Consider the following 24,411-nt stretch of genomic DNA (forward strand, 5'->3'; position numbering starts at 1 on the left):
ACTCACGGACCAATGTCCGCTCCGTTCCGGTTCTCGGAACCCACCATTCTCGACTCGGCCTGACCTGAATCTCGACATGCCCCTGACCACGGCCGACTCAGCCGGCTAGCACTGCTTTGTTCGCTTCAAGAAATTGCTTCAGCGGTTGCGGCTTTTTGCCTGAAAGCGTCTCGATCGTGTCCGTCACCATGTTGATGCGGCCGGATCTCGTGTTGGTGTCGAAGGAGACGATGATGGGGGCGAAGCCTTCGGGAACGCCTGCCGCCTTCAGCCCTTCGGTCAGGGCCTCGTCCGAAAGCTGGATGACCTCGATGGGCTTGCCGGTGACGTCGGTCACCAGGGCTGCGATCTCAGCGACCGTGTGGGCCTGCGGACCCGTCAGTGTGTATGTCGTGCTTTCGGTCGCGCCCGAGGCAAGGCCGGCGGCGATCGCCGCGGCCATGTCGTCGCGAGCGCCATGGGCGATGCGGCCATCGGCCGCCGATGTGTACCACTGCCCTGAGGCAATGGCGTGTGGCAGCGACATGAACAGGTTCTCCTGATACCAGCCATTGCGGAAAATCGTGTAGGGGATGCCGCTCGCCTTGATCGCCTGCTCGGTGCCGTAGTGATCGCCCGCAAACAGCACCGGCGATCCTGGCTCAGGATTGGGCATCGAGGTGTAGAGCAGATGCGAGACGCCGGCCGTCTTGGCGGCTGCGACAGCGGTCTGGTGCTGCTTCAGGCGTTTGCCCTGAAGTGCGAGCTCGTCGGTTGAGATGATCAGGACCCTGTCAGCGCCCGTGAATGCCTCGACGAGCGACGCGGTATCATCGAAATCGGCCCGCCTGATGGCGATGCCGCGCGCCGCGAGGTCGGCGAGATTTGCCGGATTGCGTGTGGTGGCGATGATGCGTGCGGGCGAGACCTTGAGCGTATCCAAGAGGTGATGGATGACGCCGCGGCCGAGCTGGCCGGAGGCGCCGGTTACGAGAAGAGTTTCGGTCATGGGAGGTCCTGTCGTTGCGCCAAAGCGGCGGGTGCTTATTTAGTCTCAAAAAGAGACCAGCACTAAAATAGGAATTGACCGACCCTCGTAAAGAAGGCAGTTTTGCGGGAGGTAGGCACACGCAGGGAACCAGTCGTGGACAGCAAGATCGTCAATCTGAGATCGAAGATAGCGGTCTACAAGGCCATGACCGACGGGGGCAATTTTGCCGACTGCCCCGTTCGCGACGTGATCCAGGGCATCAGCGGCAAATGGAGTTCGTTGCTGGTGATGGCGCTGGCGGAGAGGCCTTATCGCTTTGGCGAATTGCGGCGGCTGGTGCCTGACATTTCACAGCGCATGCTCACCCAGACGCTGCACGATTTGCAGCGCGACGGCTACGTCCATCGCGAGGTATTCCCGACCAAGCCGCCGAGCGTCGAATACAGTTTGACCGATCTCGGACGCTCGATGTTCGGACCGCTGCAGCAGCTGCTCCAGTGGGCCGAGCTCAATCATGGCGCTGTGCGCGCCGCGCGCGCCGCCTTCGACGCTACCGAGGCCTAATCATGGATGCCAGGAGCGGCAATGCCATGAGCGATGGCTTGATTTGGCGATACTGCTGAAGGACTGTCCGGCCCGGGCGGAAAGATTCGGCGGGCAATGGGCATTTCTTTGGACATCGCGATTGCCGGGGCAGGTCCGGCCGGACTGGCCACGGCACTCTATCTGAGGCGCGCCGGGCATCGGGTCACCATCTTCGAGCGCTTCGACGTGCCAAAGCCGGTCGGATCCGGGCTGATCCTGCAACCGACCGGGCTGACGGTGCTTGCCGATCTCGGTTTGCTCGACGACATCCTCGCGTTGGGCAGCCGCATCGACCGCCTGCATGGCGCCGATGCGAAAACCGGCCGCACCGTCCTCGACGTCCGCTATGATGCACAGCGCCACGGTCGTTTCGGGCTGGCGGTGCACCGGGTGGCCTTGTTCGGCGTGCTTTTCCGAGCTGTCTGGCGCGAGGCGATCGTCATCGAAACCGGCGTCGAGCTCGAGACACAGGAAGCCGGCGAGCGCGCAATGCTGGTCTGCGGCAACGGGCGAAGGACAGGGCCATTCGACCTGATCGTCGATGCCAGCGGTTCGCGCTCCAAATTGCGGCAGTGTGTGCAGAATCCGGGTGAACCGCGGCCGCTCGCCTATGGCGCGTTCTGGGCGTCGCTCGGCTGGCGCGGCGACAGTTTCGATGCGCACGCCCTGCTGCAGCGTTACGACAGAGCGAGCGTGATGATCGGCGTACTGCCGATCGGCCGGCCGGAGCCGGGCGCCGAGGAGATGGCGGCGTTCTTTTGGAGCCTGAAGCCGGCGGACGCCGGGCAGGTGAGGGCGGCAGGCCTTGACGCGTGGAAGGCGAGGGTTGTTCGGCTTTGGCCCGAATGCGAGGCGTTCACGAGCCAGATCGACAGTTTCGACCAGCTTTCGCTGGCGCGCTACGGCCATCACACGCTCAAGGTGCCGGCCGCAAGGCGATTGGCTGTGATAGGCGATGCGGCGCATTCGACCAGCCCGCAGCTCGGGCAAGGGGCGAACATGGCGCTGCTCGACGCGGCGGCGCTCAACTACGCGCTGCTGCAGACTGACGGCGTCGACGCGGCGCTGGAGACTTATGCCAAGGCGCGGCGGTGGCACGTCCGGGTCTTTCAGGCGCTGTCGCTGATGCTGACGCCGTTCTATCAGTCGGATTCGACCGTGATGCCGTTTGTCCGCGACAGACTGGTGGCGTCGGTGGCAAAAATTCCACCGGCGCCAAACATCCTTGCCTCGATGGTGGCTGGAACACTGGTCGATCCGTTCAGGCGGATCGGGATTGAGGAAGCGCAGTGGCTGCCTCGGTGCGGCGGATGAGTTTCGAAAGATGCGAACCCCTCGCTAGCAGGAATGCATGAAGGCGCTGTGGATAATCCGGAGTGACAGCGCCCTTCACCGACTTGCGTTCGTGCAATCCTTTGCGCCAGGCGTCGACAAGCGGCTTTCCGCTCAGGATGCCGAAATCGCCGATCCGATCGAAAGCGTCGAAATAGCGGAAGATTGGTCCATAGACAGCATCGACCAATGAAAAGCGCTCGCCGGCGAACCATGGTCCAGCTCGGCCAGCCGCCAGTTCCGCTTCGAGACGATCGAACATCGCCGACAGACCTTCGCTTTCGACAAGGAAGGCGGCCTCGGTCGGTGCGGAATAGAGGCGACCGATGGCGTTGAGGATCGCCGAGCCGTACTCGATCCAGGCGCGATGGCGGGCGCGGGCCAGCGGGTCGGCAGGGTGGAGTGAGTTGATCTGCGTCTCTTCAAGGAATTCGAGGATGACCGCCGATTCGAAGATCGCCGTTTCCTCGCCATCCCGCTGCACGCGCAGCAGCGGCACCTTGCCGAGCGGCGATATCGCCTTGAACCAGGCCGGTTTGTTGGCGAGATCGATGGTGATCCGTTCGAACGGCACGTCCTTTTCGGCGAGCGAGATCGCCGCGCGCTGCACATAGGGACAAAGGTGGTGGCTGACGAGAACGAGCTTGTCGGTCACCAGGCTGCCCGTCTCCGGGATGTCGGCGATCTTGCAGATTTCATGTTCCATGACAGCCTCCGTTATAAATGCAATTGCATCTATATGGACGCAATTGCATCCACTGGCAAGCTTGATGCATTTGCATCTATCACCTATGCTGCAACCATGACGGAGAAAACCAATCCTTCGCCCGTGGCCATCAAAGCCTGGGCGCGCCTGATGCGCGTTTCGCGCCAGCTGGTGGAAAGAGCTGAAGACGCGCTGAAGGACAGCAGCTTACCGCCGCTTGCCTGGTACGACGTGCTGCATGAGCTTGCCGAAGCGGGTGAGGGCGGGTTGCGGCCGTTCCAGCTGATCGAGCGCACATTGTTTGCGCAATACAACATCTCCCGGCTGCTGGCGCGGCTCGAAGCCGACGGGCTGGTCGAGAAGCTCAGGGTTGCCGATGATGGGCGAGGACAAACTATCCGCATTACGGGCAAGGGGCGCGAGACGCGCCGCCGCATGTGGGCCGTCTACGGACGATCGATCGCGGAGCTGGTCGGCGCCAAGCTTTCCAACGACGACCTCGAAATCTTGTCGGCTCTGCTTGGGCGGCTGCGCCATCCAGCCGCCCTGGAGTGATGTCGCCGTTGGCGCTGAAGGTCGATTGCAGCCGTCAGGCACTGCCCCACAGAAATGCCGACGCCGCCAGAACGCCAAGCGCGACGCGGATCAGGTGCAGATTGCCCCATTTGATGATTAATGCCCGGGACTGTGGATTGGCGGCGGCCGCGTCCATCGCCTCCAGCAATCGGTTGGTCGGCATCATTGCGATCAGCGTCCATGGCCAGGGCAGGATGATTAGCACTGCCCCGGCCAGATAGGCGAGGCTGCCGGTCTGCCACCAGGCAACGACACCAAGAACACAGGCGACAACGGCGATCGACGCCTGCATGGCGGCGCCGCGCTTGTAGGAAGGCTGCCATTCCTGCAGCAACGCCCGGTCATCGAGGCGAAGCCGCGCCGGCTGCTCGGCGACGCTGACATAGATGGCGGCGCCGGCGAAGGCGGCGGTAAAGGTCAAGGCGAGCAGGCCGATGAGCATCTTCCCTCCGTGATACGCCGTTCCCGTAAGGGCCGTCCTACTGGAAAGCGTCAAAATGGAGATAGGGGCTTGCACCGGTTCGGACAATACGTCATAGAGTCAGAACCGTAACGTACGGTACGGCCTTCTGATCGAATGCCGCCGTCTTCGAGCAGGAAAAGAGTTTGTTGCAGGCAAGCGCCGACATCGAGACCAGCGGGGTGCTGACGGAGCGGCAGAAAGCCGTGCTCGACGCCGCCCTGCGCCTGCTGGTCGAGGAGGGCGATCAGTTGACCATGACCGCCGTAGCGCGGCGGGCGAGCTGTTCCAAGGAAACGCTCTACAAATGGTTCGGCGATCGCGACGGGCTTTTGACGGCAACGGTGCAATGGCAGGCGTCCAAGGTGCGAGTGGTGCCGGTCGACCGCAAGGGGCTTGACCTTGCCTCACTGACGGCGAGCCTCGAGCGCTTCGCTTCGGATTGGCTCAAGGTGATTTCGAGCGACACCTCGATTGCGCTCAACCGCGTCGCGGTCAGCCACGCCGGATCCGGCAAGGACGATCTCGGCGCGATCGTGTTGGAGAATGGCCGCTTCGCGCTGGCCAGGCGCCTGAAACCGGTGCTGGACGCAGGCCAGCAGGCCGGGCTTCTCGAATTCTCGGATGCCGAAGCGGCATTCCGTACCTTTTTCGGGCTGGTCGCCCGTGACGTGCAGATTCGCCTTCTGCTCGGCGACCGGCTGGAAATGACTGATGCGGCGATCGGCGGCGATGCCGTCCGGGCGACGCAGCAGTTTCTCGCTCTCTACGGAGCAAAAACCGGGCCGCGAGGCCTCTAGAGCCGGATGATTCCAGGTCAAGTCGATCTGAAATCGGAATCCGGCTCTAATTCAAAGAGATAGAGCATGATGTCGTCCGAAAACCGCTTCACACTTTTCGGCATCATGCTCTGAAATTCACAACGGGAAGGAAGAAAAATGCGTGTCTATTACGATCGCGACGCCGATCTCAACCTGATCAAGGGCAAAAAGGTCGCCATCATCGGCTATGGCAGCCAGGGCAGGGCGCATGCGCTCAACCTCAAGGATTCCGGCGCCAAGGACATCGCCATCGGCCTCAAGGCCGGCTCGGCGACCGCCAAGAAGGTAGAGGCTGACGGGCTCAAGGTGATGAGCGTGGCGGACGCTGCCAAATGGGCCGACCTGATGATGATGGCGACGCCGGACGAATTGCAGGCCGACATCTACAAGAACGAGATCGCGCCGAACATCCGCGACGGCGCAGCGATCGCTTTTGCCCACGGCCTCAACGTGCATTTCGGCCTGATCGAGCCGAAGGCCTCGGTCGACGTCGTCATGATCGCGCCGAAGGGTCCCGGCCACACCGTGCGTGGCGAATACCAGAAGGGCGGCGGCGTGCCGTGCCTGGTCGCCGTCAACCAGGACGCTTCGGGCAACGCGCTCGATCTGGCTTTGTCCTATGCCTGCGGCGTCGGTGGCGGCCGTTCGGGCATCATCGAGACCAATTTCCGCGAGGAATGCGAGACCGACCTGTTCGGCGAACAGGTTGTGCTGTGCGGCGGCCTGGTCGAGCTGATCCGCGCCGGTTTCGAGACGCTGGTGGAAGCCGGCTACGCGCCTGAGATGGCCTATTTCGAGTGCCTGCACGAGGTCAAGCTGATCGTCGACCTGATCTATGAGGGCGGCATCGCCAATATGAACTACTCGATCTCGAACACTGCCGAATGGGGCGAATATGTTTCGGGTCCGCGCATCATCACCGCCGAGACCAAGGCCGAGATGAAGCGCGTGCTGAAGGACATCCAGACCGGTAAGTTCACCTCGGAATGGATGCAGGAATACCGCGCCGGCATGTCGCGCTTCAAAGGCATCCGCCGCAACAACGACAGCCATCAGATCGAGGAAGTCGGCGCCAAGCTGCGTGCGATGATGCCGTGGATTTCGAAGAACAAGCTGGTTGACAAGGCCAAGAACTGATCGAGATCCAGTTCATTTCCTTGCGCGTCCTCGGGCTTCGGCCTGCGGGCGCGCGGGAGATTTCCAAGAACAAGCTGGTCGACAAGGCCAGGAACTGATCCGCAATTTCATCTTGCGCAGGCAGAAGCCGGCGGATCGCTCCGCCGGCTTTTCCACGAGTGCGAAGGCATGCTGTTCCCGCCTCGCCTCTCCTAGTTTCGTCGACCGCCGGAATGCATCAGTCGATCAGCTGTAGGGCGACCAGCACTGCTGGCGTGGACCGCCATAGGGCTGGAATGTGTTGTCCCAGGCGCGATACGAGCGGTAACGATTATAGCACCAGCGGACGTGAGCGCTCGACCCTGCACGATAATAGCGGCGCGGGGGCGGCGCATCGTAATAGTTGTAGTTGTTGTACATGCTGCCAAGGCCGAGCCCGAGGCCCAGGCCGAGAATCGCGGCACCCGCGCCATCATCGTAGTAGCGGCCGCGGTAATGGCGGCGATGATGACGCCAACGCCAGTCGTCTCCGCGATTCCAGTGTCTGCGGTTCCAGTTTCGGCGGTTCCAGTCACCGCGGTCCCAGTTACCCGACCTTGAGAAACGGCGCCCGTCATTGCGACGCCATTGCCACTCGTTGAAGCGCGGGTTGTTGCCGCCGGCCCAGCTATCGCGGACAGGCGTGATTGTCGGTGCAACGGTGCTGGCGGGCACCGAGATTTCGGGTTGCATGATCGGGCCGGCGGCGGACGGCGCCGTGATGCCGGAGATGAGACCCAGGGCTATCAGCCCGGATTTTACCGTCGAAGAAAAGAGCGAGTTCATTGCACTCTCCAAGAGATTTCAGGCCCCACGCCCAGAATACCCCGGGGAAGAACATCATTCATGGAACCTCCCGCCTGAACGGAGGATGAACGAAAAGGTTCCGTCAACCATAACGGGCAAGGCAGGCTCTTGTTTTCGGGCCCGCTTGTGGGCAAAGGTCACCGCCATGTCGCTGCGCCTCGCTACTTTCAACGTCGAAAACCTGATGAACAGGTTTGATTTTTCCGGATACCGCAACCAGCTCAACGAAGATCGCACGCTGGCGCTCTTCGATATCCAGAGCGAGGCCGAATACAGGATGCTGGAGCAGGCGCGGGCGATCGCGCAATCCGACGATACGCGCCAGCTGACGGCGCTGGCCATTGCTGCCACCCGCGCCGACATCATCTGCATGCAGGAAGTCGACAACATCGAGGCACTGAAGGCATTCGAGTACGGTTATCTGTTCAAGATGGTCGGGCACGGCTATCGGCAGAAATACACCACCGCCGGCAATGATTCGCGCGGTATCGACGTCGCCGTGATGATGCGCAACGAGACCGCGCAGGGCCAGCCGATCGAATTCGTGCGGATGACAAGCCACGCCTATGTCACGTTCGAGCAGTTCGGCCTGCACACGCCTGAACTGGCGGCGCTTGGGCACCAGGCCAATCAGCGCATCTTCCGGCGCGACTGCCTTGAAATCGACCTGAAGGTAGGCGGCGTGCCGCTGACGCTTTATCTCGTGCACTTCAAGTCGATGGGCTCGCCCCGCAACGGTCTTGACGGGCGCGAGGCGACGATGCCGCTGCGCATTGCCGAGGCGCAAGCGGTGCGCCGGATCATCGAGGAGCGTTTCGGTGAGGATCATGCAGCCGACAAGCGCTGGGCGATCTGCGGCGACATGAACGACTATCGGCAGCGCGTAAAGGTCTCCGGCGACGCCTTTGACGGCTACCGCTTCGAGGTGATCAACGAGAGCCAGTCCTGCCTCAACGTGCTCACCGCCGGCGGCTTTTGCGAGAATGCGGTCGAGCGGCGGCCGGAGATGGACCGTTGGACTTTCTATCATACGCGCGGGCCGGAAGAGCGGCATTTATGCCAGCTCGATTACATTCTGTTGTCGAAGGCGCTGGCCAGCACGAATGCGACGGCCGTTCCCGACATCATCCGCAACGGCCAGCCATGGCGCACGATTTTTCCGGCGGGCCAGGAGGTGGACCGCTTTCCGCGTGCCGGCTGGGACCGGCCGAAGGCGTCGGACCATTGTCCGGTGGCGATCACCCTGGACATGGCATAGAGCGAAACGAGGTCAAATTGGAACTTCTCCCGGGCTGGTTTGGGCCAAATCCATCGGCCTTTGTCTTGTCCGTACTTCCGGTACGGCCTGCGACAAAGCCGTCGACCTTGACCCAAACCACAACCGGCAGAATGCTCCAATTGGACCTCATCTCGCTCCGAGGATCGCTCCGTTGAGCTTCGACCTGCCGCGCAACGTCATTCTGCCGGTCGACGCCGTCGACGTCAGGCTCGACCCCGGCCCGCACCCGTTCGAACGCGATAATGCGCAGGCGATCGCCGAGAACTGGGGCCGTGAGATCGCGGCCAACCCGGCGCTGTTCGATGGCACCGTGGTGCTGCTTTCGGCGCTGAGCTATCGCGATAACAGCCTTGTCGGCCGCTGCCATGCGGTGCGCTATTCGACCTTCATGCTTTGGCGCGGCAATCGGCAGGTGGCTGGCGCCGAGCACGCCTATGCCCATGCCATGCTGGTCGCCGGCGACAATGCGCTGGTGGCGATCCGCATGGCGCCGCACACGGTCAATGCCGGCCGCGTCTATTTCGCCGCCGGCTCATTCGAGCCGACCGATTTCCGCGACGGGCTCGTCGATGTCGACTTCAACATGATCCGCGAGGTGCAGGAAGAAACCGGCCTCGACCTTGCCGGCGTGACACGCGGCAAGCGCTACTATGCCCTGTCGACGGCAAGCGGCACGGTGATCTTTCGCCGCTATCGCGCGCCGGCATCCGCCGATGAGATCGCGCAGCGCATCAGCGCCTTTGTTGCCGCAGAGGCTGATTTAGGGGCAGAGCCGGAAATCGAAGGGCCTGTCATCATCCGCACTGCCAAAGACCTGCCGGACGGGCTGATGCCGCACATGAAGCCGCTGATCGAGTGGCATTTTGCCGGCGGGGATTAACGATCGGCCCGAAAATCGGAATCGATTTTGGGAAGAGCAGATTCAAAGTGTTAGAGCGCGTTTTGTGCGTCCAACTGGACGCACGTCGCTCTAGCGACGCGTTTTGCCTGCGGTGGCTTTGCGGTCGTTGCGGGCGGCAACGAAAAACAGGACGATCCCAAGACCCAGCAAGCCCCCCATCGCAATTCCCATCGTCTGGCCGATGACTTGCTGGAAATCGGCGGTGACGCGATCGGGATTGGCCATGCCATAGCTGGCCAGATACCACCAGAGGCCTGCCAAGGCGGCCTCGACGATCACCATCGCCAGAATCAGGCGTTCTTTCTTGCTCATACTTCCCACCCCCCCTGAGGGTCATATTAGCCCTGACGACTATACTAGCACCGCAGGTTGACTGACGACAGGGAGGAGGCGAAAGACCACCAAAAGAAATTTAAACAGCCGAAACGTCGCGTGACGCCGTCTATTCATGCCTCAACGCGTCGATCGGATCGAGCCTTGCGCCACGCAGAGCCGGGAAGAAGCCGAATACCATGCCAATCAGCGCGGAAAAACCGACCGCGAGCAGCACGACCGCCGGGCTTGGCGCGAACGGGATGGCCAGCGTCAGCGAGGCAAGACCGGCCAGCGCCAGGCCGATCAGGATGCCGATGATGCCGCCGAGCAGCGACAGCACGGTCGCCTCGACCAGGAACTGGATGAGGATGTGCTTTTCATGCGCGCCGATGGCCAGCCTTATGCCGATCTCGCGGGTGCGTTCGGTGACCGACACCAGCATGATGTTCATGATGCCGATGCCGCCGACGAGCAGGCTGACGCCGGCGACCGCGCCCAGCATGCCGGTCATCGTCGTGGTGGCGCTCGCCATGGCGTCGGCGATCTGGGTCATGTCGCGGATGGAGAAATCGTCCTCCCGGTCCGGCGTGATGCGGCGCGTGTCGCGCAAAATGTCCTCGACGCGCGGCAGCAACTCGGTGGTCGGCGTCCTGTCGTCGGCGGCGACGTAGATCGATTCGATGTCACGGTTGCCGGCGATGCGACGCTGATAGGCGGCGAGCGGCATCAGCACGACATTGTCCTGGTCCTGGCCGAAGCCGGTATAGCCCTTCGGCTCGAGCAGGCCGATGATCTTGCAGGAGGTGCGATTGACGCGGATGATCTCGCCTTCGGGGTCGCCGGCGCCGAAGAACTGCTGGCGCACCGTTTCGCCGATCAGGCAGACGCCGGTGCCCGAGCGGGCCTCCGAATCGCTGAACGGGCGGCCCGAAACCAGCTTCCAGTCGCGTGCATCGAGATAGACGCTATCGGTGCCGGTGACACCCGACGTCAGGCTTTCCGTGCCGAAGATGACGCGGACCTGCTTTTGCGAGGCCGGCGAGATGGCGCGGGCGCCGCTCAGATGGGCGACGAGCGCGGCAAGGTCCTTTTCGGCAAGCGGACGGACCACCTGGTCGAGCCCTCCCGGTCCGCCGGGCCCGGCCGGGCGGCCGGAACGGACGACGAGCAGATTGCTGCCGAGCTTGGAGATATCGGCCTTTACCTTTTCGGTGGTGCCCGAGCCGATGGTGAGCATGGCGATGACGGCGGCGACGCCGATCACGATGCCGAGCAGCGTCAGAAACGAGCGCAGCACGTTGCGGCGGACCGAAAGCAGCGAGAGGCGGACGGTTTCCCAGATCATAGCGAGGCCATATCGAGATTCACGGTGTCGGAGGCGACGTGGCCGTCGAGGAAGCGAATTGTGCGCTCGGCATAGGCGGCGACGTTGGCCTCGTGCGTGACCATTGCGATGGTGAGGCCAAGCTCGGTGTTCAGCCTGGTCAGGAGTTCCATGATCTCGTGGGTGCGGGCGGTGTCGAGGTTGCCGGTCGGCTCGTCGGCGACGAGCAGGGTCGGCCTGGTGACGATGGCGCGTGCGATCGCTACGCGCTGCTGCTGGCCGCCGGAAAGTTCGGCCGGCGTATGGTGCTCGCGGCCGATGAGACCGACTTCGGCCAGCGCTTTCATGGCGAGGTCATGGCGTTCGCGGGCGGCGACGCCGCGATAGATCAGCGGCAGTTCGACATTTTCCACCGCTGTGGTGCGCGGCAGGAGATTGTAGCCCTGGAAGACGAAGCCGACATAGAGATTGCGCAGCATGGCGCGGCGGTTGCGGTCGAGACGGCCAGCATCAATGCCTATAAAGCTGTAGGTTCCGGCCGTCGGCGTGTCGAGACAGCCAATGATGTTCATCGCCGTCGACTTGCCCGAGCCCGACGGTCCCATGATGGCGACGAATTCACTGCTGCGGATCGCAAGGTCGACACCAGCCAGCGCATGGACCGTGGCCTCGCCCTGGCCATAGCTCTTCCAGACCTTGTCGAAGGTGATGAGGGTCGCGCTCGCCGCCACGGTCTTAGTTCCGCTGCTGCGCGGTAATGACTTGGGCACCCTCTCCGAGGCCGGAGATGATCTCGGTCAGTTCGCCGTCGGTGGAGCCAGTCTTGACGTTGACCGGCCTAGGCCGGCCATTCTCGAGCACGTAGAGCGTGCGTGAGCCGTCGGTAGGGGTCGTCGTCGCCTGGCGCTGGCGGTTGCCGCCCGGACGGCCCATGCGGCCTGTGAACAGGTCGCTCAGGCTCCACCCGCGGGCGGCCGTTTGCGCCGGCCGGTAACGGAAAGCCGTCGACGGCACGGTGAGCACGCCCTTGGCCTCTCTGGTAACGACGGAAACGGTGGCAGTCATGCCCGGCCGCAACAAAAGCTCGTTGTTGTCGACGTCGAACCGCGCGTCGTAAGTGACGACGCCGTCAGTGGTGACCGAGGCATAGGAGATGTCGCGGATCTCGGCATCGAACGGCCGTTCCGGAAAGGCGTCGACAGTGAAGCGCGCATGCTGGCCGGGCTTGACCGCGCCGATGTCGGCCTCGTCGACCGCTGCCTTCAATTCCATGTTCCTGAGGTCGGCGGCGATGACGAACAGCACCGGCGCCTGCAGCGAGGAGGCGACCGTCTGGCCGGGATCGACCGAGCGCGTCAGGACGATGCCGTCGATGGGGGCATAGATGGTGCTCTTGGCAAGGTCGGTCTGCTGCGCCTTGAGGTCGGCATTGGCGATGGCAAGATTGGCTTTGGCGCTGTCGAGCGCTGCCTTGGAGCGGTCGCGCGTGGCGGTCGCCGCTTCAAGCGACTGGTCCGTCGCCATGCCGCGCTTGGTGAGTGCCGCGGCGCGCACAAGCGCTCTTTCACTTTCGGTGAGGGTTACCGTGGCGGTCTCGACATTGGCGGCCGCCGCCTTGGCGGAAGCCTCGGCGCGTTCGATCTGCACCTCCAGCTTGGCCGTGTCGAGCGCCGCCAGGACATCGCCCTTCTTCACCTGCTGGTTCTCGTTGACCGCGACCGAGCGGACGACGCCGGACAGTTCGCTCGAAATGTCGACCTGGGTGAGCGGTTGCAGCGTGCCGGTCGCCGACACCTCGACGGTGAGGTCGGCGACAGCGGCCGGCGCCGTGGTATAGTCGATCTTGGCGGGAGATCCGGCATACCATTGGTAGCCGGCGATGCCAGCCGCGACGACGATCAGAGCAAGCAGGCCATAGAGCCAGAAGCGACGCCGTTTTTTCTTCAGGCCCTGGTGGTCAAGCCCGAGCGCCGTCTCGATGGTGGAAGCGGATTCCACTTTTGGCAGATTGACAATCTGGTCCACGCCGGACCCCTATAATATCAGTGATGTCCCAATCAGTGCACAGATCAGGCCTAATGGTTCAAATATCAAATTAAATTTCGCCCATGTTGGGATTGAGGCAGAAGGCTTACTACGATGCTGACCCGGAATTACTTACTTTACGACGTGTTCACGAACGAGCGGCTGGCCGGCAATCCGCTGGCCGTCGTGCTTGACAGTAAGGGGCTGGACACGGCCGCGATGCAGGCCATCGCACGCGAGTTCAACCTGTCGGAAACGGTCTTTGTGCTGCCGGCGGACAATCCCAAGCACCGCGCCCGCATCCGCATCTTCACGCCCGATTACGAAATGCCGTTCGCCGGCCACCCGACCGTCGGCTCCGCGATCGCGCTTGCCGAAATGGCTGCGAACAGCGACACCGCCGGCATCTTTGTCCTGGAAGAGAATATCGGCCCTGTGCGCTGCGCCGTCAGCAAGCATGATGGCGCGGCCTTTGCCGAGTTCGACCTCGCCAAATTGCCGGAGCAGTTGGAATTGTCCGCCGACCCGGAGGCGATCGGGGCAGCACTTGGCCTGGGGCCGCACGAAATCGGCTTCGAGAATCACCGCGTCTCGTTCTGGTCGGCCGGCGTGCCCTATGTGACCATTCCGGTCGCCGATCTGGAGGCGGCGGCGCGGATAAGACTGGACAACCAGGCGTGGTCGGAATTGGCACCCCGCAAGAGCGAATGGGCCTTCGCCAGCCCGTATGTCTACTGCCGCGAGACGGTGAACCACGACAGCGCGTTCCATGTCCGCATGATCGTGCCGGGCAATCCTTCCTATGAAGATCCGGCGACCGGTTCGGCAGCGGCGGCCTTTGCCGGCGCGATCATGCATTTCGACGGCCCGAGAGAGGGTGTTTCTCGGCATTGGATCGAGCAAGGGCTGGAGATGGGGCGGCCTTCGCGCATCCGCCTCGAATTGACTGTCGAAGGCGGCAAACTCGCCGCCGCCCGCATCGGCGGCCATGCCGTCAAGGTGGCGGAAGGCCGGTTGTTTGTCTGATCGCGATCGGCTCAAGGCGATTTGTCGGGAAATGAATCCTGCAGGGCTGGACATGGCGGATGGCGGCGGCTATATGCCCGCCGACGCTGGTTTTACCGGCGAGTGGGTGCGTAGCTCAGTTGGTAGAGCAGCTGACTCTTAATCAGCGGGTCACAGGTTCGATCCCTGTCGCACCCACCATTTATTCCGTTGATTTCCCGCTTTTTCGCTGCTTGGAAAGAGTGTTGCGAACATAGCGGTTTTCAAACCTGACGGTTGATTTCCAATTCGCGTTCGGTTCCAGTTGCAGCCTCAGCCTTTGGGCCGCTTGGGCACGTCTTGTTCAGACATGCGCTTTTCTGGTCCGGTGTTCTCGCCAATACCGGACTTGGCGGCAAAACTATAGAGAAGGCCTGCTACGACAAGTACCAAAAGCGTGCCGAGTGCTGCCACTTGCCACAGACCGAGCCCGCTCGCCACGCCAATTGCCCCTGACAGCCACATGCCAGCTCCGGTCGTCAGCCCGTGGATCTCGCCTTTCGAAAACAAAATCGATCCGGCAGCAAGGAAAGCGACGCCAGCGGTAACCGCTTCGACAACACGAATCGGATCGACCCTCACGGAATCCTGCAGAAACATCGGCGCGTGAATGATTTCAATCGTCAGAATACCGAACGTAGCCGCTGCCACGCAGACCAGGATATGGGTGCGAAGCCCGGCAGGACGATTTCGCCATTCGCGCTCGAACCCGATCGCCGCACCGAAGATCGACGCCAGTAGAAGCCTCGCCGCAATAACGGGAAACGGGACGTATGTCGGATGGCCGAACTCCTGGAAAAGCTGTTGCATGCGTAACCCCGGGCTGACCGGCCACAACGTGCTCGGGCCTGCCAGGTTCCCCGATGCCGCCGTGATCCATCGAGGAATCGATCGAGACTTGATTCAGTTTGAGGAGATTAGTTCTCTGAAACACCAGCCTCGGCGAAGCTTGCCATGCGGGCATGGCATTCGAGCGCCGAGCGGACGATGTTGACGGCGAGGCAGGCGCCGGAGCCTTCGCCGAGCCGCATGCCAAGATCGAGCAGCGGCGGCAGTCCGAGCGCTTCGAGCAGGCGGCGATGGCCGGATTCGGCCGAGACATGGGCGGCAAGCGTGTGGGCGAGGCCGGCAGGGTGCAATCTTGCCAGCGGTGCGGCGGCGGCGGTGCAGACGAAGCCGTCGAGCAGCACCGGTACGCCGTGATGTCGCGCGGCTAGCGTCGCGCCGAAAATGGCGGCGAGTTCGCGCCCGCCAAGGGCTGCCGCGACCAACAGCGGGTCGGCAAGGGCCTCGTTATGGCGCTTGAGGCCGGTCTCGATGGCGGTGATCTTGCGCACTAGACCGGCATCGTCGACGCCGGTGCCGCGCCCGGTCCATTTTTCCGCGCCGCCGCCGAACAGGGCGGCCGAAATGGCAGCCGCCGGCGTGGTGTTGCCGATGCCCATTTCACCGAAACAGACGAGATCGAGGTCTTTCGTCACCGCGCCGTAGCCGGCCGAGACGGCGGCGAGGAAGGCTTCGTCGTTCATCGCCGGCACTTGCGTGAAATCGCCGGTCGGGTGATCGAGGTCGAGCGGAATGACGTCGAGCTCCGCACCGGCGATGCGGGCAAGCTGGTTGATGGCGGCACCGCCGCCGGCGAAATTCGCCACCATCTGCACGGTGACCTCCGACGGGTAGGCCGACACGCCCTGTGCGGTGACGCCGTGGTTGCCGGCAAAGACGAAGACTTTGACGCGGTCGAGCTTCGGCATGTCGCGGCCCTGCCAGCGCGCCAGCCACGCCGCGATGCCTTCTAGCCGGCCAAGGCTGCCTTGCGGCTTGGTCAACGTGTCCTGACGGCGGGCAACGGCACTGGCCGCGGCGTCGCTGCCCAGAGGCAGATCGAGGCAGGCCGCGCGCAGTTCATCAAGCGATTTGAATGGCATGGGGGCAAAGTCTCCGAAACAGAGTCAGGAAAGGCAAACGGAAGCGACGAGCAGGACTGCGATTTCGCCAAGCTGCTGCAGAGCGCCGACCGTATCGCCGGTCTGGCCGCCGATCTGGCTGAGGCACAGCACACGGAAGGCGGCAAACACCAGGCCGAGCAGGATGAGCGCAGCGACCGCGCCACCGAGCCCGAGCGTCAGCAGCGCCACGGCGCCGAGCACGGCGCCGGCAATGGCGGTCTCGGCCGACACCATGCCTGCATCCGCCGAGAGGCCGTCAGAGCGAGCCGCCGGCAACAGATGCATGAAAGCGCCGAACAGGCCGCGCGAAGCGGCATGCGCGGCGATGAGAGCGGCGAGAACTTGCGCCGGGCTGGCGAATTCCGAAAGCGCGCTCCAGCGTATCAGCAGCGTGAGACCAAGCGCGCAGGCGCCGTAGGCGCCGATGCGGCTGTCGCGCATGATCTCCAGCTTTTTCTCGCGCGTCTTGCCGCCGCCAAAACCGTCGGCGACATCCGAAAGCCCGTCTTCATGTATGCAGCCGGTGATGAGCAAGGTTGCGGCAAGGGTCAGTGCTGCCGCCGGCCCACCGGGAAGACCGAGCCTTGTCCCGATGGCGTAGACCACGGCGCCAATCAGCGCGGCGGCGAGACCGGCGATGGGCGCTGCCCAGATCGCACTGGCCAGTCTGCGATCGCGAAAGTCGAAAACTGGCAGCGGCAGCCGGGTGAAGAAGACAAGGCAGAGCGCGATGTCGTCGAGGGCTTGCCGGGGTGAGGGGACGACCGTCATTCGCCTCTCGCAATGGCATGGAAGAACGTGCCGCTGACATGGCCGCGCCGATAGCCGGAGGCACCGAGCGGATTGCCCTGGCCGTCGGCGAGGTCGGCCAATGGCTCGTCATTGCCGGTCGCAATCATCTGCGCATAGTGGAATTCGTGGCCGCGGATCTGCGTGCCTTGGGCTCCCAGCGGGCAATCGGCCCGCAGCCGCGCCTCGCGGTAGCCGAGATTCATCTTGCGTTTGGCGAAGCTGGTCGAGTGGCCGAGCAGACCGAGCATCTTGTGTGTCTCGCCCGATGCATCCTCCAGCGCTTCGCCGAGAGCCATGAAGCCGCCGCACTCGCCATGCACCGGCCGCGTTGCCGAAAACGCTTCCATGCCGGCCCGGAAATGCGCAGCCGCCGCGAGGCGGCCGGCATGCAGCTCGGGATAGCCGCCGGGCAGCCAGCAGACATCGCAATCGTGGCTGGGCGCTTCGTCGGCGAGCGGCGAGAAGGGGACGATTTCCGCCCCGGCCTTGCGCCAATGCGCGGCGACATGCGGATAGAGGAAAGTGAAGGCGGCATCCTCGGCCAATGCGATGCGCTGGCCGGGCGGCGGCAGTGCGTCGCTGAAGCTGCCCGATGCAGGCGTCAATGGCGCCGCCAGCGCCATAATGGCGTCGAGGTCGAGCGACCTTTCGACCATGTCGGCCAGTCGGTCGAGATGCGCCATTAAATTCTCATATTCGCCGGCCTGAACGAGGCCGAGATGGCGCTCGGGAAGGTTGAGCGAGGGGTCACGCAATATGGCGCCGACGACAGGCAGGCCGATCGCCTCGATGGCATCGCTGCAAAGCCGCCGGTGACGCTCGCTACCCAGCCGGTTGAGCACGACGCCGGCCATGCGCGCGTCGGGGTCATAGGTAGCAAAACCCTTGGCAACGGCCGCCGCCGTGGTCGACTGCCCGGAAACGTCGAGCACCAGCAGCACCGGCAGGCCATAGAGCCGGGCAAGATCTGCCGCCGAGCCGGTGCGGCCCGGAGCAGCGGGAATGCCGTCGAACAGGCCCATTGCGCTTTCCAGGAAGACGAAATCGGCATCTTCAGTAGCGTCACCGGCCAGCGCGTTGAGCAACGCAGGCGGCATCGCCCAGCTGTCGAGATTGACGCCGGAAAGTCCGGTCGCGGCGGTGTGGAAGCCGGGGTCGATATAGTCGGGACCGGATTTGGCGCCGCGCACTTTCAGGCCGCGCCGGGCGAGCGCGCGCAGAATACCGATGGTGACGCTGGTCTTGCCCGAACCCGAGCGCGGCGCGCCAATGATGATCGCGCGGGTCATGGCTCGCCCGCCAGTGCCGCGCGCATCGCGACGATGCCGCCGACGACGATCAGCGCCGGTGCGGTCAACCCGGCTGCCGCCGCTTCCTCGGCGATGGTGGCGAGCGTGGCGACGACGATGCGCTCCTGCGGCGTTGTCGCGGCAACGATCACCGCCGCCGGTGTCGACGGCGCCAGTCCGCCCTCGAGCAGCGAGGCTGATATCAGCGGCAGATTGGCCATGCCCATATAGACGACGACCGGCTGGCCGGTGCGGGCGATTGCCGCCCAGTCGAGGTCGTCATCGGTGCCGGCGGCGTGGCCGGTTGCCAGGATTACCGCCTTGTTGATGCCGCGCATGGTGGCCGGGATGCCGGCGCCGGCAAGCGCGCTGAGGCCCGAAGTCAGGCCGGACAGAACGCGGAACGGAATGTTTTCACGGGCAAGTGCCAACGCCTCTTCGCCGCCGCGCCCGAAAATATAGGGGTCGCCGCCTTTCAGCCTGACGACGCGCCGGCCTTCGTGCGCCAGCCTGACCAGCAAGGCGGTGATGTCGTCCTGCTTCATCGACGGCTGACCGCCGCGCTTGCCGGCATAGAACAGCTCGGCACTGGCCGCCACTGCCGCGACATCGGGAGACACCAGCGCGTCGTAGACGAGGGCATCGCACTGCCCAAGTGCCGCCAGCACTTCCAGCGTCAAGCAGCCGGGATCACCGGGGCCGGCGCCGGCCAGCCAGACATGACCCGGCTCCAGCTGGCGCGGCTTAAAGTTCAGCCGGGCCAAAGCCTGTTCGACTGAAGCGTTTCCATTTCTGTTTCCGGTACCGTCGTTCACAAGCCGTCCCGTCCGCGAAAACGCCGCTGGTAGTGGGCGTCGTAAAGTGAACTCTCGCTAAAGCCTTCCGCTGCCAGCGAACGGCCGACGAAGATGATCGCCGTGCGTTCCATCGGATCGGCGGCCAATTGCGCCTCGATCGTCGCCAGCGTGCCGGTCAGCACGCGCTCGTCCGGCCAGGAGGCGCGGAAGACGACCGCCACCGGGCAGTCGGCGCCATAGAATGGCGTCAGCTCGGCGACGACACGGTCGATGGCGTGGATGGCGAGGTGGATGGCCAGCGTCGCGCCAGTGCGGCCGAAGCCGGCCAGCGTCTCGCCGGGCGGCATTTTCGAGGCGCGGCCGGAAATGCGGGTCAGCACCAGGCTTTGCGCGACTTCGGGAATGGTCAGTTCGCGGCGCAGCGCTGCCGCGGCGGCGGCGAAGGAGGGCACGCCCGGTGTCAGCGTATAAGGGATGTCGTGCCTCTCCAGCCGACGGATCTGCTCGGCGACGGCGCTCCACACCGAGAGATCACCGGAATGGAGGCGGGCGACATCGTGGCCGGCCTGGTGAGCTGCTAAATATTCCGCTTCGATCTCGTCGAGCGACATCGGCGCGGTATCGATCAATTTCGTGCCAGGTGCGCAGTGCTGCAGCAGCTCCGGCGAGACGATCGAGCCGGCATAGAGGCAAACCGGGCAGCTTGCCAGCAGTCTGCTACCGCGCAAGGTGATGAGGTCTGCCGCGCCAGGTCCGGCGCCGATGAAGTGGACGGTCATGCCATGTCTCCGCTGATGGCGATGGCGCAGGTGACCGGGCCGAGCACGGTGCGCGGCCCAAGCAGTTTCGCGCCTTTTCCGGCAGCGGCAAGCGCGGAGGCTTCGGAAACCGACGGCGTGCCGGCATGTTCCTGCGACAGGCTCGAGCGGCTGATGACGTGCGAAGACGCGGCGTTGAGCGCATCGTCCTCGACAACAATCACGGGCAGGGCGAGCTCCCCGCCCGCGGCGAAGATTGCCTGCTCGCCCTGCTTCAGAGAAGCGGTGGCGAGCGCCGAAAGCGCCGTCATCGCCAGGCCATGCGTTTCCAGCGCGGTTTCTATCGCGGCAAGCACATCCCTTGCGCTGACGTCTTTGCGGCTGCCGATGCCCGCGACCATCATGGCTTGACCCAGCTCCATTGGGTGACCGGCATCGCTGGCCGCCAGGCCTGCATCGAACCGACCGGTGACACGCGCGACAGCGCGATGCGGGTGAGATCGCCACCGAGCGCAGCGTGACGAGCGAGAAGCAGCGCCTCCATCTCCAGCGTCACGGCATTGGCAACCAGCCGGCCGCCGACGCGTAGCGCCTTGATGGCCGCGCCCAGCACGCCGGTATCGCTGCCGCCGCCGCCGATGAAGATCGCATCGGGCGTGTCTAGCTTGGCAAGCGCCTTTGGTGCAGAGCCTTCGACCACGACAAGGCCGGGCACGCCGCAGTGTGAAGCGTTGCGGCGGATGCGGGCGGCGCGGGTCGGATCGGCCTCGACGGCAATGGCGCGCATCGAGGGACGGGCCAGCATCCATTCGATGCCGACCGAACCGGAGCCGGCGCCGATATCCCACAGCAACTCGCCGCGCCTGGGGGCGAGGGCGGAGAGGGTAATGGCGCGGATCTCGCGCTTGGTGATCTGGCCGTCATGCTCGAACAAATGGTCGGCAAGGCCTGAAGACAGCGGCAGGATGCGTGCTTCGGAAGTTGAGTCAACCTCGATCGCCAGCACGTTGAGCGGGTTGATCTTTTCGAGATCGAAGGCGTCGGCTCGCGCCGAGCGCAGCCTTTCGTTCGGGCCGCCCATTGCCTCCAGGATTGTCAGCCGCGAGGCGCCGAAGTCGAGCTCGGTCAGCAGCCCCGCAATCGCCGCCGGTGCATCGCCGTTCGAGGTCAGCGCGAGGATGCGGTTGCCCTGGTGCAGCAGCGGCCGGATCAGGTCGAGCGAGCGGCCATGCAGCGAAATGGTCTCGATATCCTGCAGCGCCCAGCCGAGGCGGGCGGCGGCCAGCGAGAAGGCCGAAGGGGCGGGGATGACGCGCGTCTCTTGGGAAGGAACCTTGCGAGCAAGGGTGACGCCGACACCATGGAAGAACGGATCGCCGGAGGCCAACACGCAGACCTTTTTGCCCGCAAGTGCCAGCACGTCGCGCATCTCGACGTCGAAAGGGATCGGCCACGCACGTGCTTCGCCTTTGGCAAGTGACGCGACAAGGGCAAGGTGACGCGTGCCGCCGAACACGAATTCAGCCTCGGCTATCAACCGCTTGGCCTCGTCACCGAGACCCGCTACACCGTCCTCGCCGATGCCAACGATTGTGAGCCATCTTGAGTTGAGCTTGGCGCCGCGCGGACCCTCAGCAGGCATGATGACCCACCGCATTCTGATCCTCGGCGGAACGACCGAAGCCCGGCAACTGGCGGGAAAACTGGCCGCGCGCGCCGATCTTGCAGTCACGCTGTCGCTGGCCGGCCGCACCGAAAACCCTGTCGCGCAGGACGTGCCTACCCGTACGGGTGGTTTCGGCGGCGCCGGCGGGTTGGCGGCATATCTCCGCCAGAACTACATCGACCTGCTGATCGACGCCACGCACCCCTATGCGGCGCAAATCTCCGCCAACGCGGCGGAAGCGGCGGGCAACACCGGCGTGCCGATCGTTGCGCTGAGGCGCCCCGGCTGGGAGCCTGTCGAAGGCGACCGATGGACGCTGGTCGCCAATGTTGCCGGCGCGGTGACGGCGCTGGGATCGGCTCCACGCCGCGTTTTCCTGGCGCTCGGACGGCAGGAGGTGGCCGCTTTCGAGGCCGCACCCCAGCATCACTATCTCATCCGCAGTGTCGATGCGGTCGAGCCAAGGCTTGCTGTGTCCGATGCGACTTATCTCTTGGCACGTGGGCCGTTCCGGGAGCCGGACGAACGCGCGCTTCTCGAAAGCAGTGGCATCGATGTCGTCGTTTCCAAAAACAGCGGAGGCGAGGCGACCTACGGCAAGATCGCCGCAGCGCGGGCGCTCGGCATCGAGGTGGTCATGATCCGCAGGCCGGCGCTGCCGGATGTCCCGTCGGCGGAAACGGTCGAAGCCCTTGCTGCGATGGTCAGTCATTTTCTTGGGCCCGCTGCCGAACGCGGCGTGTAGACCAGCGCCGGTTTTTCACCGCGCTTGATGATCCTGGTTTCCGGCGAGCCGATGATGATGCAGGTCGCCATATCGGCCTTTTCCGCATCGGCGTCCGCCAGCAGAAACACCTCGATGCGCTCGTCGGGACGGCCGGCAGCGCGGCCGAAGATCACCGGCGTGGTGCCGGGCAGGATCGCGGTGAGGCATTCGAAGGCGCGGCCAAGCTGCCAGGGGCGCGCCTTGCTGATCGGATTGTAGAGCGCGATGACGAAACCGGCGCCCGCCGCCGCCAGCAGCCGTAGCTCGATCAGGTCCCATGGCTTTAGATTGTCGGACAGCGAAATGGCGCAGAAATCATGGCCGAGCGGTGCGCCGATGCGGGCAGCGACCGCGAGCATTGCGGTGATGCCGGGCAGCATCGCGACATCGACGGCGCGCCATTCGGCCGGGCCGGCCTCGATCGCCTCGCAGACGGCCGCCGCCATGGCAAAGACGCCGGGATCGCCGCCCGAGACGACGGCGACATCGTGGCCCTGCGCAGCCTTTGCCAGAGCGTCCTTGGCGCGGGACAGCTCTTCTCGATTGTCCGAGGCGACGCGGGTCTGGTCGGAGCGGAGATCGAGCCGGTCGAGATAGGGTTTGTAGCCGTAGAAGAATTTTGCCTCGGCCACGGCGCGGCTCGCTTCCGGCGTCACCTGGTCGGCATTGCCGGGTCCGAGGCCGATGACGGTCAGGCGGCCGCTCATGCCCCGGCCTCCATCAATGCTTCGGGACGGCCGGACCAGCCGGCCACCAGCACGATGGCAAAATAGGGCGCCTTGTCGTCCTGCTTGTCGGCCAGCCGCATCGAGACGCCGCCCGGCATGGTGCCGCGCTCGACATAGACGGCACGCGCCAGCTTGTCGGTCGCCTCCAGAGCGCGCCTGATCTTGGGCAGGTTGCGGCCAACCTTCATGATGACGGCGGCATCGGTGTCGGCGAGGCGGCGGGTCAGCTCGAATTCGCTCATCGTGCCCGGCAGCACGGTCAGCACGTCGTCGCCCTGCACGATCGGCGTTCCGGTCGCCGACCAGCAGCCGGACATGGCAGTGACGCCGGGAATGACCTCTGTCGGGAAGCGGTGCGCCAGCCTGACGTGCAGATGCATATAGGAGCCGTAGAAAAGCGGATCGCCCTCCGAGAGCACGGCGACCATCCTGCCTGCGCTGAGGTGCTCGGCGACCTTTTCGGCCGACTCTTCATAGAAATCCGTTATCTGCGACCGGTAATCGCCGTGGTCCTTGTCGATTTCGGTGGTCACGGGATAGAGCAGCGGCAACTCTATCAAATCGGGACGAAAATGGGCGCCGACGATGGCGCGCGCATTGCTGTTGTTGCCGCGCTTGGCGAAATGCGCAACCACGTCGGCCTCGGCCAGCGCGCGCACGGCCTTGAGCGTCAGCAGCTCGGGGTCCCCGGGACCTGTGCCGACGCCAATAAGCCTGCCTTTTGCAATCGCGTTCACAGGCCCGGCCTCGCCAATGCGTTGAGTGCTGCGGCGGTCATGGCGCTGCCGCCCAGCCTGCCGCGCACCATGGCGTAGGGCACGCCATAGGAATTTTCGGCCAGTGCGTCCTTCGATTCGGCGGCGCCGACGAAACCGACCGGCATGCCGATGATGACAGCCGGCTTCGGCGCGCCGTCGCGCAACCTTTCCAGCAGGTAGAAAAGTGCTGTCGGCGCATTGCCGATGGCGACGACCGAACCGGCCATCCGCTCGCCCCACAGGTCGATGGCCGCGGCCGAGCGGGTGTTGCCGATCTTTTTGGCGATATCAGGGGTTTGCGGATCGCGCAGCGTGCAGATCACCTCGTTGCCGGCCGGCAGCCGGGCGCGGGTCACGCCGCGCGAGACCATCTCGGCGTCGCAGAAGATCGGCGCGCCACCCGCCAAAGCCGTGCGTGCTGCGGTGACAAAACCCTCGGAAAAAACAAAGTGCTGCGCGGCCTCGACCTGGCCGCAGGCATGGATCATGCGGATGGCGACATCGGCCTCGGCATCGGAAAACCGCGACAGGTCGGCCTCGGCGCGGATGATGGCGAAGGAGCGCTCATAGATCGCCGTGCCGTCATGGATATAGTCGTAGGCGGTCAT

28 protein-coding genes and 1 tRNA gene are annotated in these 24,411 nt (G+C 64.3%); 10 read left to right on the top strand and 19 right to left on the bottom strand.

Annotated elements, in window-relative coordinates:
- Positions 1-97: 97 nt before the first annotated feature.
- A complete protein-coding gene (locus ABID19_RS12155; RefSeq protein WP_354490769.1) occupies positions 98-988 on the bottom strand; it encodes an SDR family oxidoreductase in 891 nt (296 codons plus the stop codon).
- 135 nt (positions 989-1,123) lie between these two features.
- Between ABID19_RS12155 and ABID19_RS12160 the strand changes: the two genes are divergently transcribed.
- Together ABID19_RS12160 and ABID19_RS12165 are read left to right on the top strand one after the other, a co-directional pair.
- The gene (locus tag ABID19_RS12160) at positions 1,124-1,534 is read left to right on the top strand and encodes a winged helix-turn-helix transcriptional regulator (protein WP_354490771.1); all 411 of its coding nucleotides are present in this window, start codon (positions 1,124-1,126) and stop codon (positions 1,532-1,534) included.
- Positions 1,535-1,630: 96 nt separating this feature from the next.
- Positions 1,631-2,869, top strand: a complete 1,239-nt coding sequence (locus ABID19_RS12165) for an FAD-dependent oxidoreductase (protein ID WP_354490773.1) — start codon at positions 1,631-1,633, stop codon at positions 2,867-2,869.
- On the opposite strand, the gene ABID19_RS12170 is transcribed toward ABID19_RS12165, so the two are convergent.
- Positions 2,817-3,593, bottom strand: a complete 777-nt coding sequence (locus tag ABID19_RS12170) for a glutathione S-transferase family protein (protein WP_354490775.1) — start codon at positions 3,591-3,593, stop codon at positions 2,817-2,819. The two genes, ABID19_RS12165 and ABID19_RS12170, sit on opposite strands and share 53 nt — an antisense overlap.
- A 96-nt stretch (positions 3,594-3,689) precedes the next feature.
- On the opposite strand from ABID19_RS12170, the gene ABID19_RS12175 reads away from it, so the two are divergent.
- A complete protein-coding gene (locus tag ABID19_RS12175) occupies positions 3,690-4,148 on the top strand; it encodes a MarR family winged helix-turn-helix transcriptional regulator (RefSeq protein ID WP_354490777.1) in 459 nt (152 codons plus the stop codon).
- 34 nt (positions 4,149-4,182) lie between these two features.
- On the opposite strand, the gene ABID19_RS12180 is transcribed toward ABID19_RS12175, so the two are convergent.
- Positions 4,183-4,611, bottom strand: a complete 429-nt coding sequence (locus ABID19_RS12180) for a DUF1772 domain-containing protein (RefSeq protein ID WP_354490779.1) — start codon at positions 4,609-4,611, stop codon at positions 4,183-4,185.
- Between the two features lie 164 nt (positions 4,612-4,775).
- Here ABID19_RS12180 and ABID19_RS12185 point away from each other — a divergent pair, with 164 nt between their 5' ends.
- On the top strand, positions 4,776-5,429 hold the full coding sequence (locus tag ABID19_RS12185) for a TetR/AcrR family transcriptional regulator (RefSeq protein WP_435528718.1): 654 nt from the start codon (positions 4,776-4,778) through the stop codon (positions 5,427-5,429).
- 138 nt (positions 5,430-5,567) lie between these two features.
- Entirely contained in the window at positions 5,568-6,587 is a 1,020-nt protein-coding gene (ilvC, locus tag ABID19_RS12190) for a ketol-acid reductoisomerase (RefSeq protein WP_112618716.1), read from the top strand.
- A 225-nt stretch (positions 6,588-6,812) separates the two neighbouring features.
- Here the strand turns inward: ilvC and ABID19_RS12195 are convergent, their stop codons facing one another.
- A complete protein-coding gene (locus tag ABID19_RS12195) occupies positions 6,813-7,391 on the bottom strand; it encodes a BA14K family protein (protein ID WP_354490781.1) in 579 nt (192 codons plus the stop codon).
- 166 nt (positions 7,392-7,557) lie between these two features.
- Here ABID19_RS12195 and ABID19_RS12200 point away from each other — a divergent pair, with 166 nt between their 5' ends.
- Positions 7,558-8,670: an endonuclease/exonuclease/phosphatase family protein gene (locus ABID19_RS12200; protein WP_354490783.1), complete on the top strand. Its 1,113-nt coding sequence runs from the start codon at positions 7,558-7,560 to the stop codon at positions 8,668-8,670.
- A gap of 172 nt (positions 8,671-8,842) precedes the next feature.
- Positions 8,843-9,571 carry a hypothetical protein gene (locus ABID19_RS12205; RefSeq protein WP_354490785.1) on the top strand — a complete coding sequence of 243 codons (729 nt, stop codon included), beginning with the start codon at positions 8,843-8,845 and terminating at the stop codon, positions 9,569-9,571.
- A gap of 90 nt (positions 9,572-9,661) precedes the next feature.
- Here ABID19_RS12205 and ABID19_RS12210 read toward each other — a convergent pair whose 3' ends face one another.
- From ABID19_RS12210 to ABID19_RS12225, 4 genes are all read right to left on the bottom strand, one after another.
- On the bottom strand, positions 9,662-9,904 hold the full coding sequence (locus ABID19_RS12210; RefSeq protein WP_352932113.1) for a hypothetical protein: 243 nt from the start codon (positions 9,902-9,904) through the stop codon (positions 9,662-9,664).
- Between the two features lie 130 nt (positions 9,905-10,034).
- Positions 10,035-11,252: an ABC transporter permease gene (locus tag ABID19_RS12215; RefSeq protein WP_354490787.1), complete on the bottom strand. Its 1,218-nt coding sequence runs from the start codon at positions 11,250-11,252 to the stop codon at positions 10,035-10,037.
- Positions 11,249-11,962, bottom strand: a complete 714-nt coding sequence (locus ABID19_RS12220) for an ABC transporter ATP-binding protein (protein ID WP_354490789.1) — start codon at positions 11,960-11,962, stop codon at positions 11,249-11,251. The genes ABID19_RS12215 and ABID19_RS12220 overlap by 4 nt, the downstream gene beginning before the upstream one ends.
- Before the next feature lie 4 nt (positions 11,963-11,966).
- On the bottom strand, positions 11,967-13,256 hold the full coding sequence (locus ABID19_RS12225) for an efflux RND transporter periplasmic adaptor subunit (protein ID WP_354490790.1): 1,290 nt from the start codon (positions 13,254-13,256) through the stop codon (positions 11,967-11,969).
- Positions 13,257-13,370: 114 nt separating this feature from the next.
- On the opposite strand from ABID19_RS12225, the gene ABID19_RS12230 reads away from it, so the two are divergent.
- Entirely contained in the window at positions 13,371-14,282 is a 912-nt protein-coding gene (locus ABID19_RS12230; RefSeq protein ID WP_354490792.1) for a PhzF family phenazine biosynthesis protein, read from the top strand.
- 104 nt (positions 14,283-14,386) lie between these two features.
- A tRNA-Lys gene (locus ABID19_RS12235) sits at positions 14,387-14,462 on the top strand.
- Between the two features lie 111 nt (positions 14,463-14,573).
- Here ABID19_RS12235 and ABID19_RS12240 read toward each other — a convergent pair.
- The 8 genes from ABID19_RS12240 to cbiE form a co-directional block, all read right to left on the bottom strand.
- Positions 14,574-15,110, bottom strand: a complete 537-nt coding sequence (locus tag ABID19_RS12240; RefSeq protein WP_354490793.1) for an MgtC/SapB family protein — start codon at positions 15,108-15,110, stop codon at positions 14,574-14,576.
- 107 nt (positions 15,111-15,217) lie between these two features.
- Positions 15,218-16,228: a nicotinate-nucleotide--dimethylbenzimidazole phosphoribosyltransferase gene (cobT, locus tag ABID19_RS12245; RefSeq protein ID WP_354490794.1), complete on the bottom strand. Its 1,011-nt coding sequence runs from the start codon at positions 16,226-16,228 to the stop codon at positions 15,218-15,220.
- A 24-nt stretch (positions 16,229-16,252) separates the two neighbouring features.
- Positions 16,253-17,020: an adenosylcobinamide-GDP ribazoletransferase gene (cobS, locus tag ABID19_RS12250; protein WP_354490796.1), complete on the bottom strand. Its 768-nt coding sequence runs from the start codon at positions 17,018-17,020 to the stop codon at positions 16,253-16,255.
- Positions 17,017-18,330: a cobyrinate a,c-diamide synthase gene (locus ABID19_RS12255; RefSeq protein WP_354490798.1), complete on the bottom strand. Its 1,314-nt coding sequence runs from the start codon at positions 18,328-18,330 to the stop codon at positions 17,017-17,019. Before ABID19_RS12255 ends, cobS begins: the two co-directional genes overlap by 4 nt.
- Positions 18,327-19,145 carry a uroporphyrinogen-III C-methyltransferase gene (gene cobA, locus ABID19_RS12260; protein WP_354490800.1) on the bottom strand — a complete coding sequence of 273 codons (819 nt, stop codon included), beginning with the start codon at positions 19,143-19,145 and terminating at the stop codon, positions 18,327-18,329. The genes ABID19_RS12255 and cobA overlap by 4 nt, the downstream gene beginning before the upstream one ends.
- On the bottom strand, positions 19,142-19,906 hold the full coding sequence (gene cobM / locus ABID19_RS12265; protein WP_354490801.1) for a precorrin-4 C(11)-methyltransferase: 765 nt from the start codon (positions 19,904-19,906) through the stop codon (positions 19,142-19,144). The genes cobA and cobM overlap by 4 nt, the downstream gene beginning before the upstream one ends.
- On the bottom strand, positions 19,903-20,289 hold the full coding sequence (locus tag ABID19_RS12270) for a cobalamin biosynthesis protein (RefSeq protein WP_354490803.1): 387 nt from the start codon (positions 20,287-20,289) through the stop codon (positions 19,903-19,905). The genes cobM and ABID19_RS12270 overlap by 4 nt, the downstream gene beginning before the upstream one ends.
- Complete coding sequence (gene cbiE / locus ABID19_RS12275) at positions 20,286-21,527, bottom strand: precorrin-6y C5,15-methyltransferase (decarboxylating) subunit CbiE (protein ID WP_354491593.1); 1,242 nt, start codon at positions 21,525-21,527, stop codon at positions 20,286-20,288. Before cbiE ends, ABID19_RS12270 begins: the two co-directional genes overlap by 4 nt.
- A 1-nt stretch (position 21,528) precedes the next feature.
- Here cbiE and ABID19_RS12280 point away from each other — a divergent pair, with 1 nt between their 5' ends.
- The gene (locus ABID19_RS12280) at positions 21,529-22,296 is read left to right on the top strand and encodes a cobalt-precorrin-6A reductase (protein ID WP_354490804.1); all 768 of its coding nucleotides are present in this window, start codon (positions 21,529-21,531) and stop codon (positions 22,294-22,296) included.
- On the opposite strand, the gene ABID19_RS12285 is transcribed toward ABID19_RS12280, so the two are convergent.
- From ABID19_RS12285 to ABID19_RS12295, 3 genes are read right to left on the bottom strand one after another with little or no spacing between them, the layout of a single operon-like run.
- Positions 22,260-23,024 carry a precorrin-3B C(17)-methyltransferase gene (locus ABID19_RS12285; protein WP_354490806.1) on the bottom strand — a complete coding sequence of 255 codons (765 nt, stop codon included), beginning with the start codon at positions 23,022-23,024 and terminating at the stop codon, positions 22,260-22,262. The two genes, ABID19_RS12280 and ABID19_RS12285, sit on opposite strands and share 37 nt — an antisense overlap.
- Complete coding sequence (locus ABID19_RS12290; RefSeq protein WP_354490807.1) at positions 23,021-23,782, bottom strand: precorrin-2 C(20)-methyltransferase; 762 nt, start codon at positions 23,780-23,782, stop codon at positions 23,021-23,023. Before ABID19_RS12290 ends, ABID19_RS12285 begins: the two co-directional genes overlap by 4 nt.
- Positions 23,779-24,411, bottom strand: a complete 633-nt coding sequence (locus ABID19_RS12295; RefSeq protein ID WP_354490808.1) for a precorrin-8X methylmutase — start codon at positions 24,409-24,411, stop codon at positions 23,779-23,781. Before ABID19_RS12295 ends, ABID19_RS12290 begins: the two co-directional genes overlap by 4 nt.

Source organism: Mesorhizobium robiniae (genome assembly GCF_040545535.1).
Taxonomy (GTDB): Bacteria; Pseudomonadota; Alphaproteobacteria; order Rhizobiales; family Rhizobiaceae; genus Mesorhizobium; species Mesorhizobium robiniae.

What these genes read in the sequence shown, in the direction of transcription:
- ABID19_RS12295 (WP_354490808.1), bottom strand. Translation starts at nt 24,411, where the DNA reads ATGACCGCCTACGACTATATCCATGACGGCACGGCGATCTATGAGCGC.
- cobM (WP_354490801.1), bottom strand. Translation starts at nt 19,906, where the DNA reads ATGACCGTCCACTTCATCGGCGCCGGACCTGGCGCGGCAGACCTCATC.
- ABID19_RS12280 (WP_354490804.1), top strand. Translation starts at nt 21,529, where the DNA reads ATGACCCACCGCATTCTGATCCTCGGCGGAACGACCGAAGCCCGGCAA.
- ABID19_RS12200 (WP_354490783.1), top strand. Translation starts at nt 7,558, where the DNA reads ATGTCGCTGCGCCTCGCTACTTTCAACGTCGAAAACCTGATGAACAGG.
- ABID19_RS12155 (WP_354490769.1), bottom strand. Translation starts at nt 988, where the DNA reads ATGACCGAAACTCTTCTCGTAACCGGCGCCTCCGGCCAGCTCGGCCGC.
- ABID19_RS12285 (WP_354490806.1), bottom strand. Translation starts at nt 23,024, where the DNA reads ATGAGCGGCCGCCTGACCGTCATCGGCCTCGGACCCGGCAATGCCGAC.
- ABID19_RS12270 (WP_354490803.1), bottom strand. Translation starts at nt 20,289, where the DNA reads ATGATGGTCGCGGGCATCGGCAGCCGCAAAGACGTCAGCGCAAGGGAT.
- ABID19_RS12175 (WP_354490777.1), top strand. Translation starts at nt 3,690, where the DNA reads ATGACGGAGAAAACCAATCCTTCGCCCGTGGCCATCAAAGCCTGGGCG.
- cbiE (WP_354491593.1), bottom strand. Translation starts at nt 21,527, where the DNA reads ATGCCTGCTGAGGGTCCGCGCGGCGCCAAGCTCAACTCAAGATGGCTC.
- ABID19_RS12215 (WP_354490787.1), bottom strand. Translation starts at nt 11,252, where the DNA reads ATGATCTGGGAAACCGTCCGCCTCTCGCTGCTTTCGGTCCGCCGCAAC.
- ABID19_RS12255 (WP_354490798.1), bottom strand. Translation starts at nt 18,330, where the DNA reads ATGACCCGCGCGATCATCATTGGCGCGCCGCGCTCGGGTTCGGGCAAG.
- ABID19_RS12170 (WP_354490775.1), bottom strand. Translation starts at nt 3,593, where the DNA reads ATGGAACATGAAATCTGCAAGATCGCCGACATCCCGGAGACGGGCAGC.
- ilvC (WP_112618716.1), top strand. Translation starts at nt 5,568, where the DNA reads ATGCGTGTCTATTACGATCGCGACGCCGATCTCAACCTGATCAAGGGC.
- cobS (WP_354490796.1), bottom strand. Translation starts at nt 17,020, where the DNA reads ATGACGGTCGTCCCCTCACCCCGGCAAGCCCTCGACGACATCGCGCTC.
- ABID19_RS12180 (WP_354490779.1), bottom strand. Translation starts at nt 4,611, where the DNA reads ATGCTCATCGGCCTGCTCGCCTTGACCTTTACCGCCGCCTTCGCCGGC.
- ABID19_RS12195 (WP_354490781.1), bottom strand. Translation starts at nt 7,391, where the DNA reads ATGAACTCGCTCTTTTCTTCGACGGTAAAATCCGGGCTGATAGCCCTG.
- cobT (WP_354490794.1), bottom strand. Translation starts at nt 16,228, where the DNA reads ATGCCATTCAAATCGCTTGATGAACTGCGCGCGGCCTGCCTCGATCTG.
- ABID19_RS12210 (WP_352932113.1), bottom strand. Translation starts at nt 9,904, where the DNA reads ATGAGCAAGAAAGAACGCCTGATTCTGGCGATGGTGATCGTCGAGGCC.
- ABID19_RS12240 (WP_354490793.1), bottom strand. Translation starts at nt 15,110, where the DNA reads ATGCAACAGCTTTTCCAGGAGTTCGGCCATCCGACATACGTCCCGTTT.
- ABID19_RS12230 (WP_354490792.1), top strand. Translation starts at nt 13,371, where the DNA reads ATGCTGACCCGGAATTACTTACTTTACGACGTGTTCACGAACGAGCGG.
- ABID19_RS12165 (WP_354490773.1), top strand. Translation starts at nt 1,631, where the DNA reads ATGGGCATTTCTTTGGACATCGCGATTGCCGGGGCAGGTCCGGCCGGA.